The sequence below is a fragment of the Sphingomonas sp. genome (genome assembly GCF_004799495.1).
Lineage (GTDB): Bacteria > Pseudomonadota > Alphaproteobacteria > Sphingomonadales > Sphingomonadaceae > Sphingomonas.
The window spans coordinates 305204-319674 of sequence record NZ_SSMY01000008.1 but is presented as its reverse complement, the minus strand read 5'-3'; the positions used below and the strand labels follow the sequence as shown (position 1 = coordinate 319674).

Annotated in this window: 12 protein-coding genes; 4 read left to right on the top strand and 8 right to left on the bottom strand. The window is 68.4% G+C overall.

Annotated elements, in window-relative coordinates; translation table 11 throughout:
- Positions 1–7 precede the first annotated feature (7 nt).
- Both E7773_RS09495 and E7773_RS09490 read left to right on the top strand, forming a co-directional pair.
- Positions 8–1006, top strand: a complete 999-nt coding sequence (locus E7773_RS09495) for a sterol desaturase family protein (RefSeq protein ID WP_293990480.1) — start codon at positions 8–10, stop codon at positions 1004–1006.
- Positions 916–2496: a GMC family oxidoreductase N-terminal domain-containing protein gene (locus E7773_RS09490; protein ID WP_293990478.1), complete on the top strand. Its 1581-nt coding sequence runs from the start codon at positions 916–918 to the stop codon at positions 2494–2496. The genes E7773_RS09495 and E7773_RS09490 overlap by 91 nt, the downstream gene beginning before the upstream one ends.
- 195 nt (positions 2497–2691) lie before the next feature.
- Here the strand turns inward: E7773_RS09490 and E7773_RS09485 are convergent, their stop codons facing one another.
- The 5 genes from E7773_RS09485 to E7773_RS09465 form a co-directional block, all read right to left on the bottom strand.
- Positions 2692–4017, bottom strand: coding sequence for an ammonium transporter (locus tag E7773_RS09485; protein ID WP_293990476.1), 1326 nt, complete (start codon positions 4015–4017; stop codon positions 2692–2694).
- Between the two features lie 11 nt (positions 4018–4028).
- Positions 4029–4367, bottom strand: a complete 339-nt coding sequence (locus E7773_RS09480; protein WP_293990475.1) for a P-II family nitrogen regulator — start codon at positions 4365–4367, stop codon at positions 4029–4031.
- A gap of 141 nt (positions 4368–4508) precedes the next feature.
- Positions 4509–4673 (bottom strand): DUF2007 domain-containing protein, encoded by a 165-nt coding sequence (locus E7773_RS09475; RefSeq protein ID WP_293990474.1) that lies wholly within the window; start codon positions 4671–4673, stop codon positions 4509–4511.
- A complete protein-coding gene (locus tag E7773_RS09470) occupies positions 4670–5233 on the bottom strand; it encodes a pyridoxamine 5'-phosphate oxidase family protein (RefSeq protein ID WP_293990473.1) in 564 nt (187 codons plus the stop codon). Before E7773_RS09470 ends, E7773_RS09475 begins: the two co-directional genes overlap by 4 nt.
- 22 nt (positions 5234–5255) lie before the next feature.
- Entirely contained in the window at positions 5256–7235 is a 1980-nt protein-coding gene (locus E7773_RS09465; RefSeq protein WP_293990788.1) for a TonB-dependent receptor, read from the bottom strand.
- Between the two features lie 82 nt (positions 7236–7317).
- Between E7773_RS09465 and E7773_RS09460 the strand changes: the two genes are divergently transcribed.
- Entirely contained in the window at positions 7318–8703 is a 1386-nt protein-coding gene (locus tag E7773_RS09460; protein ID WP_293990471.1) for an RNB domain-containing ribonuclease, read from the top strand.
- A gap of 29 nt (positions 8704–8732) precedes the next feature.
- Here E7773_RS09460 and E7773_RS09455 read toward each other — a convergent pair whose 3' ends face one another.
- On the bottom strand, positions 8733–9704 hold the full coding sequence (locus tag E7773_RS09455) for a xanthine dehydrogenase family protein subunit M (protein WP_293990468.1): 972 nt from the start codon (positions 9702–9704) through the stop codon (positions 8733–8735).
- Entirely contained in the window at positions 9701–10192 is a 492-nt protein-coding gene (locus E7773_RS09450) for a 2Fe-2S iron-sulfur cluster-binding protein (protein ID WP_293990466.1), read from the bottom strand. The genes E7773_RS09455 and E7773_RS09450 overlap by 4 nt, the downstream gene beginning before the upstream one ends.
- Before the next feature lie 96 nt (positions 10193–10288).
- Between E7773_RS09450 and E7773_RS09445 the strand changes: the two genes are divergently transcribed.
- Positions 10289–12907, top strand: a complete 2619-nt coding sequence (locus tag E7773_RS09445; protein ID WP_293990464.1) for a TonB-dependent receptor — start codon at positions 10289–10291, stop codon at positions 12905–12907.
- Here the strand turns inward: E7773_RS09445 and E7773_RS09440 are convergent.
- Complete coding sequence (locus E7773_RS09440) at positions 12904–14433, bottom strand: ABC transporter permease/substrate-binding protein (protein ID WP_293990462.1); 1530 nt, start codon at positions 14431–14433, stop codon at positions 12904–12906. The genes E7773_RS09445 and E7773_RS09440 overlap by 4 nt on opposite strands.
- Between the last annotated feature and the right edge of the window lie 38 nt (positions 14434–14471).

Sequence of the window (14471 nt, the reverse complement as noted above, 5' to 3'; positions counted from 1 at the left end):
CGGCCCCATGGACCTGCACTTCCTCGCCGACATGCACCCGGTCGACATCGCCGTGCCGGGCTTTGTGCTGCTCGTGCTGATCGAGATCATCGTCGCGCGAATCCGCGACCGCCGCCGCTACGAGCCCAACGACACGCTCACCAGCCTGGCGCTGGGGCTCGGCAGCACGATCGCCGGCATCCTGACCGGCGGGCTGTTCCTCGCGATCGCATTGTTCTTCTACCAATACCGCCTGTTCGACATCGGCTACACCTGGTGGGCGTTCGTGCTCGCGTTCGTGCTCGACGACCTCGGCTATTACTGGATCCACCGCGCGGGGCACCGCATCCGCTGGGCGTGGGCGGCGCATGTCGTCCACCATTCGAGCCAGCACTATAACCTCTCGACCGCGCTGCGGCAGACCTGGACCGGGTTCTTCGGGCTGACCTTCATCATCAAGCTGCCGCTGTTCCTGGTCGGCTTTCCGCCCGCGATGCTGGCGTTCGTCGGCGGCATCAATTTGATCTATCAGTTCTGGATCCACACCGAGGTGATCGGCCGGATGCCGCGCTGGTTCGAGGCCGTCATGAACACGCCGAGCCACCACCGCGTCCACCACGCGACCAACCCGCGCTACCTCGACATGAATTACGCCGGCGTGTTCATCGTGTGGGACAAGATGTTCGGCACGTTCACGCCCGAGCTCGACGAAGAGAAACCGCGCTACGGCATCGTCAAGAATCTGGGGACGTTCAATGTGGTGTGGTCGGCGTTCCACGAATGGATCGGGATCGCCAAGGACGTGTGGGCGGCGCCGACGCTGAAGGCCAAGTGGAATTACATGGTCAAGCCGCCGGGGTGGAGCCATGACGGCAGCCGCGAGACGAGCGAGAGCATCAAGGCGCTGTGGGAGCAGCGCGAGCGGGAGAAGGATGCGTGGAACAAGCCGACATCGTCGTCGTCGGGGGCGGATCGGGCGGCGCGGCCGCGGCGGGACGGCTCAGCGAGGACGGCCGCCACTCGGTAGCCTTGCTCGAGGCGGGCGGGCGCAACACCGGGCTGATCACCCGCGTCCCCGGCTTCATGGGCAAGCAGACGCCCAAGACCAATTGGGCGTACGAGACCGTGCCGCAAAAGGGGTTGAACGGGCGGCGCGGGTATCAGCCGCGCGGGCGCGGGCTCGGCGGGTCGAGCGCGATCAACGCGATGCTCTACATCCGGGGTGCCGCCTGGGATTACGACAATTGGGCGGCACTGGGATGCGACGGCTGGAGCTATGCCGACGTACTTCCGGTGTTCAAGCGCGCCGAGGCGAATGAGCGCGGGGCGGACGAATTTCACGGCGGCGACGGTCCGCTGACCGTCAGCGACCAGCATTGGGCGCATGCCGGCAGCAAGGAGTTCGTCGAGGCGGCGGCGAGCCTCCAAATCCCGCGCAACGACGACTTCAACGGCGCGCGGCAGGAAGGCGTCGGGCTGTATCAAGTGACGCAGAAGGGTGGCGAACGCTGGACCGCCGGGCGCGCCTATGTCGAGCCCGCTTTGTCGCGGCCCAATTTCTCGATCGTCACCGACGCGACAGCCGAACGTGTGCTGTTAGAGGACGGCAAGGTGTGGGGCGTCGCCTATCTGCGCGGCCGCGAGCAGAAGGTGGTCCGCGCGAAGAAGGTCGTGCTCGCGGGCGGGGTGTTCGGCACCGCGCAATTGCTGATGCTGTCGGGGATCGGCCCCGCGGCGCACCTCGCCGAGCATGGCGTCAAGCCGCTCGTCGATCGCGCGCAAGTCGGCGCGAACCTGCAGGATCACGTCGATTACGTCGCGGCGTTCGAGGTGCCGGGGCGCTATTTCTTGGGGCAGTCGTTCGTCGGCAACCTCACGATGCTGAAGGAATTGGTGCGCTGGCTGCGCAAGCGCGAGGGCGTGATGACGTCGCCCTTCGCCGAGGCGGGCGGGTTCCTGACCTTGCTCCCCGGCAGTCCTGCGCCCGACGTCCAGTTCCATTTCGTGCCCGTGGTGCTCGAGGATCACGGCCGCACCGCGGTGAAGGCGCACGGCTTTTCGTGCCACGTCTGCGTGCTGCGGCCCGAAAGCCACGGCACCGTGCGGCTGGCGTCGGCCGACGTGCGCGACGCGCCGCTGATCGACCCCGCCTTCCTGACCGACGAGCGCGACATGGCGGTGATGAAGGCGGGCGTGCGCGCGATGTACCGCATCCTCGCCAGCCCGCCGCTCGCGCGCCACGGCGCGAAGGACCGGTACCCGATCGATCTCGACGACGACGACGCGCTCGACCGCCTGATCCGCGCGCGGGCGGACACGGTCTATCACCCGGTCGGCACCGCGCGGATGGGGAGCGACGCGGACGCGGTGTGCGACCCGCAACTGCGCGTGCGCGGAGTCGAGGGGCTGTACGTCGCCGACGCCTCGGTCATGCCCAAGCTGGTCAGCGGCAACACCAACGCGCCGTCGATCATGATCGGCGAACGCTGCGCCGATTTCGTGAAGGCCGACCTTTAACCCTCTCCCTTTGGGAGAGGGAGGGAGGAGCCGAAGGCGACGGAAGGGTGAGGGCAGCAACGAAGCGGCTCGACCCTACCCTCACCCCTCGCAGCTTCGCTGCTCGACCCTCTCCCAAAGGGAGAGGGTTGAATAAAAAATGGCCGGTGACTTTCGCCACCAGCCAAGTGTGTCCGCAGGAGGAACCTCTTCAGATCAGTTGTACGCGCGCTCGCCGTGTTCGCCGAGGTCGAGGCCTTCGCGCTCGACATCCGCCGAAACCCGCAGGCCGGTGACCAGTTTGGCGGCATAGATCGCGACGACGGTGCCGAGCGCGGCCCAGACGATCGTCGTCCCGACCGTCTCGAACTGCACGACCAACTGGTGCGCCATGTCGAAATCGGGCTTGCCCGGGCCGCCGAGCGTCGGCGCGTAGACCACACCGGTGCCGAGCGCGCCGATCATCCCGCCGATGCCGTGCACCCCGAACGCGTCGAGCGCGTCGTCATAGCCGAGCCGGGGCTTGAGCACCGACACCGCGTAGAAGCAGACTACCGAGGCGACCGCGCCGAGCACGATCGCGCCGAACGGCCCCGAATTGCCCGCCGCCGGCGTCACCGCGACCAGCCCCGCGACGATCCCCGAACAGAAACCCAGCGCCGATCCCTTATGGCCGTTGACCCGCTCCGCCAGCATCCAGAACAGCCCCGCCGACGCCGTCGCGACGAAGGTGTTGATCATCGCGAGCGCGGCCGAACCGTTCGCCTCCAGCGCGGAGCCCGCGTTGAACCCGAACCAGCCGACCCACAGCAAGCCGGTGCCGATCCCGGTCATCGTCAGCGAGTGCGGGACGATCCGCTCGGTCGGGTAGCCGATCCGCTTGCCGAGGATCAGCGCGGCGACCAGCGCCGAGACACCCGCGTTGATGTGCACCACCGTCCCGCCCGCGAAATCGAGCGCGCCCATCTTGAAGAACTTGCCCCCCGACGCCCACACCATGTGCGCGATCGGGAAATAGACGATCGTCAGCCAGATCGCGCCGAACACCATGACGGCGGAGAACTTCATCCGCTCGACCACCGACCCGAGCACCAGCGCCACGGTGATCGCCGCGAAGGTCATCTGGAAACAGATGAAGACATATTCGGGGATCGCGACCCCGGCAGTGAAGGTCGCCGCGGTCGAATCGGGGGTGATGCCCTTGAGGAACGCCTTGCCGAAGCCGGAGATGAACTCGCCCCCGCCGTCGCCGAACGCCATCGTATAGCCCCACATCACCCAGATCAGCATCGCGAGCGCAGCGACCGCGCCGATCTGAGTCATGGTCGACAACATGTTCTTCGCGCGCGTGAGGCCGCCGTAGAACAGCGCCAAACCGGGTACGATCATCATCAGCACGAGCACGGTCGAGGTCATCATCCACGCGGTGTCGCCCTTGTTCACCGTGGGCGCGGGGGCTGCGCCTTGCGCCCAGGCGGGAAGCGCGGCGAACAATGCCACTGCAGCGAGGCCGAGCGCGGCAGTCTTCTTCCTATTCGTCATCAGCTTCCCCCTCACAGCGCGCTGTCGTCGGTTTCGCCGGTGCGGATGCGCACCGCCTGGCCCACGTCGAGCACGAAAATCTTGCCGTCGCCGATCGCGCCGGTGTTGGCCGACGCCTGGATCGCCTCGACCACGCCGCCGACCAGGTCGGAGCCGCAGACGATCTCGATCTTGATCTTGGGCACCATGTTCGTGCTGTATTCGGCCCCGCGGTAGATTTCGGTCTGGCCCTTCTGCCGGCCGAACCCCTTGACCTCAGTCACGGTCATCCCCGCGACGCCGACGCCCGACAGCGCCTCGCGCACCTCGTCGAGCTTGAACGGTTTGATGATGGCAATGATCAGCTTCACCCGCGCCCCTTCCGGTTTTATCCGGATGTTGCGTCGCAAGGTACGTGCCAGAGTCAAAAAGCCGCGTTTTCAGGCGGAATCGCGTAAGGAAATGTTACGGATGCGTCAAAATTTGTGCACCTGCGAACAGATGCCTATTTGTTAGGCAGCTTCGACCATCACCCGCACAGGGATCAGGAAATAACTCCCGTCGGCGATCGACGCGTTGCCGTCGAAGCTGATCGCGTCGATCCCCTCGCTGTCGAGCCGCCCGATGATGATCATCGCCTCGTTGCGGTTGTAGCGGCCGAGCTCGACTAAACTCATTGCTGTTGCTGCTGCGGCGCCTGGGTTGGGTTGCGCACGGGCAGGCCGTCGATGCTTTGGGTGCGCGCTGCGTATTTGGCGGCACGGACCGCCTCGTCGTGCTGGCGGTGATATTTGCTCAGCGTCTCGCGTTCGCGGTCGAAGCTCATGTGCGGCACGCCCCAGCCGCAGCTGGTCTGGACCTGATCGACGTCGACCACGAAAATCTGGCGCGTCCCCGGCAGCAGGGTGAAATGCGCGGCAAGCTCTCCCCAACCGGCATCCTGCGGCAGCACCGGCGCGCCGCGGCCATAAAGGCGCAGGATCAGCGCGGGATTGTCGAACGCGCAGAACATGATCGTGATGCGCCCGTCGGCGATCAAATGCGCGTTGGTCTCGTTCCCCGATCCGGCGACATCGAGATACGCGACTTGGGATCGCGACAGGACGCGGAAGCAATCCATGCCCTTGGGGCTGAGGTTGATCCGTGTTTCGGCGGCGGCGGTGGCGACGAAGAATACCGGCTGGCGCGCGACGAACGCGACATGCTGGTCGGACAGGGAGTCGAAGAACTCGGCCATGACGCCGCCATAGCCGATTCGGTCACTCGCCGAAACGGATACCGATCCACACGGTGCGAGGGGTGCCGAGATCGATCGACCCCGCCTGGTTGCGCGTCACCACCGCCTCATCGAACAGGTTTTCGGCGCGGGCGATCAACGACAAGCGTCGCCCGATCGGCAGCCGCGCGACGGCATCCACCGTGGTCGCGGCGGGCAGGACGTTGGTCTGCAGATCGTCCTCATACTGAGCGCCGACATAGCGCGCGGTCAGCGACACCAGCGCGCCGGATTTGGGCGACCAAGCGAGCGTCGCGCTGCCGGCATGGCGCGGGCTTTGCGCGGGGACAAGGCGATCGAGCGCGGTGCCGGGGGCAACCACGCGACTGTCGTTGAACGCGTAGGACGCCGACAGCGACACCGCGCCGCGCCGCCACGTCAGGCTCGCCTCGATCCCCTTCGCGGCGATCGCGTCGACATTCTCGCGGCGGCGCAGATTGGGGCCGACCGTGACGTTGGCGATGGCGTCGCCGAGGCGGTTGTAGAAGGCGGTCAGGCTCAGCTTCAGCCCGGGCGCAGGGCGAAGGTCGACCCCGCCCTCGACCCCGCGCAGCCGCTCAGCCGACAGGCCGGCGTTGGCCTGCGTCGTGATCGGGAAGACGACGAACGGGCGGTACAGTTCGTTGAGCGTCGGCAGGCGGAAGCCGGTATAGGCCGCCGCGCGCAGATCGGCCCAGGGCGTGGCGTGGAACAGCAGCCCGCCGCGCCCGGTCGCTTCGGTGCCGGTGCGGTCGGGGAAAACGTTCGCGACGCTGGGCACGCCATTGCCGTCGCGCTCGCGAAAGAAGCCGCCCGCGATGCTCCAGCGATCGACCCGCGCGCCACCGGTCAGCACCAGCCGCCCGATCTTCCAGTCGTCCTCGACGAACAGTCCCGCGACGCTCGTCCGCCCGCCGGCGTTGCGCCGCGCCGTCACGGTGCCCGTCGCGCCATAGGCATCCTCCGCCAGCACGCCCTCGGCCAGCCGCACGTCGCCGCCGATGCGGAGCACCTGGTTCGCCCCGACCGGCGGGCGCAGCTCGATCTTGCCGCCGATCCCGGTCGAGGGCGTGTCGCGCTGGTCGAGCGTCAGCTTGAAGCTGGTTGCGCTGATCACCTTGTTGCTGAAATTGCGCGCCTGGAGATAGGCGAGCGCGTCGACCTGCCAGCGCCCGCGCGCGACCAGCCGGACGCTCGCATCCTCGCCCTCCGAGCTCGAATCCGCGCCCCTGAACCGCAACGTGCGATTGTCGCCGAACACAAGCCCGCGCACCTGCAGCTCGGCCGCGTCGCCGACCGGCATCACTGCGTGCACCCCCGCCGACCAGTCGCGGTAGCGCGCGGGCACGGTGGCGGCGACGCGCTGGTCGGCGGGCGTGGTCTGGAACCCGTCGCCGCGCTCGAATCGGCCTGAGACGCTCATGAATCCGCGCCCGAACGTCGGCGACAGGCTGGCCGACAGATCTTCGGAGTTGCGGCTGCCGTAGAACGCCTCACCCGCGACCGGCGGCAAATTGCTCCGGTCGGCGCTGACCAGTTCGATCGTCCCCGCGACCGCCCCAGACCCGAACGGCCCCGACCCGCCGCCGCGCGTCACGCGAATGCCCGCGAGCCGGTCGGGGGTCAGCGCGTTGAACGGGATATAGCCGAAGAACGGATCGGCGACCGGCACGCCGTCGAGCAGCACCAGTGTCCGGCTCGACGCATTGCCGCCGAGCGCGCGCAAAGTGGCGCCTTGCGCCGAGGGGTTGGCCGATCGGCTGTCCGACCGGCGGAATTGCTGGAACCCCGCGACGTCGCTCAGCACGCCCTCGACCCGCCCTGACGCGTCGTTGGTCAGCCGGTCGCGGTCGATCACCGTCGCGCCATAGGCCGGCGTCCCCGGCGGCAGGTCGAGCCCGCGCCCGAGGATGACGATGTCCGGTTCGGGCGGCGGCGCGGCCGGCGACGTGGATTGCGCCCAGCCGCACGTCGGCCACGTCATCGCCACCAGGAAAAACGCGCGCCGCATCGCCCGCCTCTAGCACCGCTCGACAGCAAGGCCATGGCGTCTATAGCGGCTGGCGATGAAAGCGATCGTCGATCCCGACAACGCGCTGGGCCGCGGCCTCGCCGCGATCCGCACGCAATTCCAGGTGCCCGACTCGTTTCCGCCAGCGGTGCTCGCCGCCGCCGACGAGGCCGCGAAGCGCGCGCCGACCGCGCATGTCGACCGCACCGAGATGCGCTTCGTGACGCTCGACCCGGCGAGCTCGACCGACCTCGATCAGGCGTTCGCGATCGAAGCGGCGGGGAGCGACTTGCTGCTCCATTACGCGATCGCCGACGTCGCGTGGTTCGTCGACGACGGCGGCGCGATCGATACCGAGGCGTGGACGCGTGGCGAAACGCTCTACCTGCCCGACGGCAAGGCGCCGCTCTATCCGCCGGTGCTGAGTCAGGGCGCGGCGAGCCTGCTCCCCGACGGCCCGCGCCCCGCGATTATCTTCACCGTCCGCGTCGCGCCCGACGGCGGCGTGAAGCTCGACGGAGCCGAACGCGCGATCATTCGGAACGCGGACAAGCTGGCGTACGAGACCGTCGCCGACGCCGACCTGCCGCCCGGATTCGTCGATCTCGCGAACCGCATCCAGGCGGCCGAGGACGCGCGCGGCGCGGCGCGGGTCGATCCGCCCGAACAGGAAGTCGATGCGGTCGCGGGCGGCGGGTACGAACTCGTGCTCCAGCCGCAATTGCCGTCCGAACTGCGCAACGCCGCGATGAGCCTCGCGACCAACCTGGCGGTCGCCGACGCGCTCCAGGCGCATCACACCGGGCTGTTCCGCGTGATGGCCGCGCCCGACGACGGCGCGGTGCGCCGGTTGCGCCACACCGCGACCGCGTTCGGGCTGACCTGGCCCGACGCCGAGAGCCTTGACCAGTTCGAGCGCACGCTCGACCCCGCCGACCCCAAGCAAGCCGCGTTCATGCTCGCGGTCCGCCGCGCAGGGCAGGGCGCGTCGTACGTACCGTACCGCGCGGGCGTCGTGCCCTGGCATTCGGCGATGGCGGCGACCTATTCGCACGCTACCGCCCCCTTGCGCCGGCTCGCCGACCGCTATGTCGTGATGGCGGCGCTGGCGATCGCCAATGGCGAACCGGTGCCCGATAGCGTGAACGACGCGTTCGCGAAACTGCCCGCGGTGATGGCCAAGGCCGATTCGCTCGGCGGGCGCATCGACCGCGCGGTGATCGACCTGGCCGAGACGGTATTGCTCAAGGGGCGTGAGGGCGAGCTGTTCGGAGCGGTCGTCACCGACCTCGACGAGCGCGGCGCGCGAATCCAGTTGAGCGACCTGCCCGTGGTCGCGCGGGTCGATGCGAAGAACGTCGAGCCGGGCGACGCGTTACGCGTGCGGCTGGCGTCGATCGACCCGGTGCAGCGCGCGCTGCATTTCGACCGGGTGAATTGACTTTTCCCCTCCCGCAAGCGGGAAGGCAATTAGGCGGTCAGGTCGCGTAGAGTCGCGATCAGCGTGCGGCGGGCGAGGACGATCTTGAAATCGTTGTGGCCATAGCCTCGCGCATCCTTGAGCAGCGCGTGGGCGGCGGCCTCGAATGCGGCAGTGCCAGCGGGCTGACCGACCAGCGCCGCTTCGGCTTCGGCGCTCCGCCACGGCATCGGCGCGAGCCCGCCGAACGCGAGCCGCGCGGTGATCGTGCCGTCCTCGACCGCGACGACGGCCGCGACCGACACGAGTGCGAAGGCATAGGACGCGCGGTCGCGGACCTTGCGGTAGAGCTGGCGCCCGGGCGGCGGCGCGGGGAGGTCGATCGCGGTGATCAGTTCGCCCGGTTCCAGGACGGTCTCGATCTGCGGCGTGTCCCCGGGCAGGCGATAGAGGTCGCCGAGCGCGACCCGCCGCCCCTCGCTGCCCGGCCGCGCCGTCACCACAACCGCGTCGAGCGCGAGCAGCGCCACCGCCATGTCCGACGGATGCGTCGCGATGCAATTGGCCGACCCGCCGAGCACCGCATGGATTCGGTTGAAGCCCCCGATCGCGTCGCACCCGCTGCCGGGTTCGCGCTTGTTGCAGCGTGCGGCGGTCTCGTAGAAATAGTAACAGCGCGTGCGCTGGAGCAGATTGCCGCCGGTCGATGCCTTGTTGCGCAATTGCGCCGACGCGCCGGCGAGCAGCGCGCGCGCCAGGACCGGGTAGCGCGAGCGGATCAGCGGATGCGCGGCGAGGTCGCTGTTCGGCACCAGCGCGCCGATCCGCACGCCGCCGCCTTTCAGCTCTTCGACCGTATCGAGCCCGATCCGCCCGATATCGACCAGCCGCTCGGGCGTCTCGACCTGCAGCTTCATCAGGTCGACCAGGTTGGTCCCGCCCGCGATATAGCGCGCGCCCGCCGCCCCCGCGGCCAGCGCCGCATCGACGCTGTCGGCGCGCAAGAAGTCGAACGGCTTCATGCGTCCGCCACCTCACGGATCGCATCGACGATCGTCGGATAGGCCGAGCAGCGGCAGATGTTGCCGCTCATCCGCTCGCGGATTTCGGCGTCGGTCAGCGTCACGTCGTCGAGATCGCCGCTGACATGGCTCGCCCAGCCCATCGCGACTTCGTCGAGCATCCCCTTCGCCGAACAGATCTGTCCTGGTGTGCAATAACCGCACTGGAACCCATCGTGCCGGACGAACGCGGCCTGCAAGGGGTGGAGATGGTCCGGCGTCCCCAGCCCCTCGATCGTCGTCACCTCATCGCCATCGTGCATCACCGCGAGGCTCAAACACGCATTGATTCGCCGTCCCTCGACCAGCATCGTGCACGCGCCGCACTGCCCGTGGTCGCACCCCTTCTTCGCTCCGGTCAGCCCGAGATGCTCGCGGCACAGGTCGAGCAGCGTCGTGCGGACATCGACCTCGACCTCGTGCGTCGTCCCGTTGACCGTGATCCGCATCGTCCCTCCCCGCACCCGGCCAGAACGGGCACATTTCTGCGACAATTGAGTTATAGGGGATCGTATCCCCGACCAGTAGCGGAAAACAACGTACCAATGCGCCGATCGTTCAGCCTTGCCCTGTTGCTCAGCGGAATCGCGCCCACGGCGCTGCACGCCCAGACCGCACCCGCGCCGACGCCGGCCCCCGCTCCGACGCCGACCCCGTCCGCCGCGCCCCCGCCGCAGGACGATTCGAGCGTCAGCGACGAGCCCGACATCATCATCACCGGCACGGTCAAGCTGCCCGGATCGGTGATCGGCGACATTCCGCCCGAGGTGCAACTCGGCCCCGCCGACATCCGCTCGTACGGCGTCAGCAGCGTCAGCGACCTGCTGACCGAACTCGCGCCGCAGACGCAGAGCGGCGGCGGCGGCCCGCCGGTCATCCTGCTCAACGGCAAGCGCATCTCGAGCTTCGCCGAAATCCGCGACCTGCCCGCCGAAGCGATCGCGCGGGTCGACATCCTGCCCGAGGAAGTCGCGCTCAAATACGGCTATCACGCCGACCAGAAGGTGGTGAATTTCGTGCTGCGCCGGCGCTTCCGCGCGCTGACCGCGGAAGCCGGGATCAAGGCCGCGACCGAGGGCGGGAGCGTGACCCCCGGCGGCGCGCTCGACATCCTCAACATCAATCGCGACAGCCGGTTCACAACTCACATCGGCTATACGCAGACCTCGGCCTTGCTCGAAAGCGAGCGCGACATCGACCCGCCGGCGGCCGGCATGGTCGACCAGCGCCCGTTCCGCACGCTGACGCCGTTCTCGCGCACGTTCAACCTCGGCAGCGTGCTGGCCAAGCCGATCGGCAAGGCTTCGACCACGCTCAACGGCACGTTCGCCTACACCGAATCGGACGGGCTCCAGGGGCTGCCACTGACCAATCCGGGCGCACTCTACGCGCTGGGTCAGCGCAACACCGCGCTGACCTATCATCTCGGCAGCACCACCAACGGCCAGATCGGTACCTGGCAATGGTCGCTGACCGGCAACTACGACCGCGTCGACAGCCAGACCTTCACCGACGCCGGGGCCGTTGGCGTGCCTGCCGCCAATCGCGGCTTCTCGACCTCGAACACCGGCGGGGTCGATGCGCTGTTCAACGGCACGCTGTTCAAGATGCCCGCCGGCGACGTGGTGACCAGCGTCCGGCTGGGCGGGTCGTTGTCGCGGCTCGACAGCCGCTCGTCGCGCTTCGGGGTCAACCAGAGCGGCAGCATCACGCGCAACGTCGGCAATGGCCAGATCAACATCGACGTGCCGATCGCCAAGAAGTCGAAGGACGTGCTCGCGTTCCTCGGCGACCTGTCGATCAACGGCAATTTCGCGCTCGACCAGGTTTCCGATTTCGGCACGCTCAAGACGATCGGCTATGGCGCCAACTGGTCGCCGTTCACCGGCGTGCGGTTGATCGCGTCGGTCACCCACCAGGACGACGCCCCGTCGGCGACCCAGCTCGGCGCGCCGGTCATCGACACGCCCAACGTCCGCATCTTCGACTATACCACCGGCAAGACCGACACCGTGACGAGCCGGCAGGGCGGTAACCCGTTCCTGCTCGCCGACAGCAAGCACACCTTCCGGCTGGGCCTGACGCTCAAGCCGTTCACCAAGACCGACCTGACCTTCACCGCCAATTACAATCAATCGTCGACGCGCAACGCGATCGCGAGCTTCCCGGCGGCGACCGCGCAGATCGAGGCGGCGTTCCCGGGGCGGTTCACGCGCAGCACGATTGCCGATCCCGACGGCACCTTCCCGCTGACCATGATCGACGCGCGACCGGTAAACTTCGCGCGGACCGAGCAATCGCAGCTGCGTTGGGGGATCAATTTCTCGAAGCCGATCAAGTCGAAGCTACAGAAGCAGATCGAAGCGTTCCGCGCGGGCACCGGTCCCGATCCGCGTCCGGCGCTGGCGGGCTTGCGCAGCCTCGCGAACCAGCCGAGCGTTTTCGGCGGGACGCTAGCGCAGGGATTCCGTGGTCAGGGCGGCCAGCGCGGGCAAGGCACTGCGCCGACGTCGCCTGCGGCCGGAACCCCGCCACCGGCGGACGGCGCCCCGCCGCCAGCCAATGCCACTGGCGGCGCACCGGGCGGCCCTGACGGCGGCCGCCCCGGCGGCGGCGGCGGTTTCCGCGGCGGCGGCGGTGGCCGCGGCGGGTTCGGCGGTGGCGGACCGGGCGGGGGCGGCGGCCGACTGCAATTCGCGCTCTATCACACCTGGCACTTCACCGACCGCGTGGAAATCGCGCCGGGCGTGCCGGTCATCGACCTGTTGAACGGCGGCGCGATCGGATCGGGCGGCCAGTCGCGGCACGAGATCGAGGCGCAGGCCGGCTATACCAACAACGGTATCGGCGCGCGGCTGTCGGTCAATTGGCAGAGTGGGACGCGAGTCATCGGCGGCACTGCGCTTGCGCCGACCACGCTCAATTTCTCGAGCCTGGCGACCGCCAACCTGCGGTTGTTCTTCGATCCCACCACGCGGCTCGACCTGATTGCCAAGCACAAGTGGCTGATCGGGACGCGCTTCGTCGTCAGCGTCGACAATCTGTTCGATTCGCGCCAGCGCGTGCGCGACGCGACGGGCATCACGCCGGTGAGCTATCAGCCTGATTATCTCGACCCGCTGGGGCGGACGGTGCGGGTCGGGATCAGGAAGTTGTTCTTCTAAAGCCCGATCTTCTTTTCGAGCCATCGCGCCGCGGCGTCGGGGCTGAGCTTCCCGGTGTCGCGGTCGACCAGGTAATTCGCCTCGCGCATCGCCTCGACCGAGACTCGCCCGATCAGCGGCTTGAGCGCGGCGACCGCGCGCGCGTCGCGCGCGCGCTGCGGCGACAGCGTCAGGATCGCGTCGTAATTGGGAATGGCGTGGCGCGGGTCGGTCAGCACGACGAGCTTGTCGGCGGCGATCCGACCGTCGGAGGTATAGGCGGAGATCACGTCCGCCCGCCCGCTCGCCAGGGCGCGGTACATGAAGGTCGGGCTGTACGCATTGGCCGCGCCGAAGCGCATGCCATAGGCGGCGCGCACCGATTTCCATTCGGGGCGTTCGAGGAATTCGGGGTCGCTGCCGAAGGTCAGGTCGCCCGCGTGCCCCGCCAGATCATCCAGGCTGGCGATGCCCAACGCCTTGGCCCGGTCGCCGCGCATCGCGAAGGCATAGGCATTCTCGAACCCGAGCCGCCCGAGCAGGTCGAGACCCTTTGTCCCTTCCCACTGCGCGATCGCTGCGAGCATTGCGTCGCGCGGCGGATTGTCGGCGCGCTTCATCTCGTTGGTCCAGATCGTGCCGGTGTAATCGACCGCGACGTCGACATCGCCCGACGTCAGCGCGGCGAACATCACGCCCGAGCCGAGCCCGTCCTTGTACCGCACGCGATACCCTGCCGCCTCGAGCCGGCGGCCGATCAGGCGGGCGAGGATATATTGCTCGGAAAATCCTTTGGCGCCGATCGTGACGGTCGGTTCGGCGGCGGGCAGCATGGGGGCCAGCGCGACGACGACCCCCGCCGCGAGCAGCCCACACGCGACCCACACGCGACCGCGCTTGCGCCTGGCGATGCCGTGCTCGATCACGCCGAGCAGCGCATCGACCGCGAGCGCCAGCCCCGCCGCCGCGAAGCACCCGGCGAGCACCAGCGCCCAATTCTGCGTCTGCAGCCCAGCGAAGATCATGTCGCCGAGGCTCGGCTGCCCGACCGTGGTGGAGAGCGTCGCCGCGCCGATCGTCCACACCGCCGCGGTGCGGATCCCCGCCATCAGCACGGGCGCGATGAGCGGCGCTTCGACCAGCCGAAGCTTCTGCCACGCGGTCATCCCGACGCCGTCGGCTGCTTCGATTACGGCGGGGTCGATCCCGGTCAACCCAGTGACGCCGTTCCTGAGGATCGGCAGCAGCGCGTAGAGCGTCAGCGCGAGCAGCGAGGGAAGGAAGCCGAGCGCGGGAATGCCGCCACCGACCAGGGTCGAGAGCGACAGCAGCAGCGGATAGAAGAGCGCGAGCAGCGCGAGGCTGGGGATCGTCTGAACGAGGCTGGCGAACCCCATAGCGATCCTGCCGACCGTCGGCACGCGTGCCGACCACACCGCGAGCGGCAGGCTGAGCACGATCCCGAGCACCAGCGCACTCATCGCCAGCAACAAATGCTGCGCGAGCAGATCGGGCGCACGCGACAGGGCGTCGAGGAAGTCGCTCATAAATCCTCCCCGTTTACGGGGAGGGGGACCGCCGACCG

What these genes read in the sequence shown, in the direction of transcription:
- E7773_RS09495 (WP_293990480.1), top strand. Translation starts at nt 8, where the DNA reads ATGGACCTGCACTTCCTCGCCGACATGCACCCGGTCGACATCGCCGTG.
- E7773_RS09485 (WP_293990476.1), bottom strand. Translation starts at nt 4,017, where the DNA reads ATGACGAATAGGAAGAAGACTGCCGCGCTCGGCCTCGCTGCAGTGGCA.
- E7773_RS09475 (WP_293990474.1), bottom strand. Translation starts at nt 4,673, where the DNA reads ATGAGTTTAGTCGAGCTCGGCCGCTACAACCGCAACGAGGCGATGATC.
- E7773_RS09470 (WP_293990473.1), bottom strand. Translation starts at nt 5,233, where the DNA reads ATGGCCGAGTTCTTCGACTCCCTGTCCGACCAGCATGTCGCGTTCGTC.
- E7773_RS09465 (WP_293990788.1), bottom strand. Translation starts at nt 7,235, where the DNA reads ATGACGTGGCCGACGTGCGGCTGGGCGCAATCCACGTCGCCGGCCGCG.
- E7773_RS09460 (WP_293990471.1), top strand. Translation starts at nt 7,318, where the DNA reads ATGAAAGCGATCGTCGATCCCGACAACGCGCTGGGCCGCGGCCTCGCC.
- E7773_RS09455 (WP_293990468.1), bottom strand. Translation starts at nt 9,704, where the DNA reads ATGAAGCCGTTCGACTTCTTGCGCGCCGACAGCGTCGATGCGGCGCTG.
- E7773_RS09450 (WP_293990466.1), bottom strand. Translation starts at nt 10,192, where the DNA reads ATGCGGATCACGGTCAACGGGACGACGCACGAGGTCGAGGTCGATGTC.
- E7773_RS09445 (WP_293990464.1), top strand. Translation starts at nt 10,289, where the DNA reads ATGCGCCGATCGTTCAGCCTTGCCCTGTTGCTCAGCGGAATCGCGCCC.
- E7773_RS09440 (WP_293990462.1), bottom strand. Translation starts at nt 14,433, where the DNA reads ATGAGCGACTTCCTCGACGCCCTGTCGCGTGCGCCCGATCTGCTCGCG.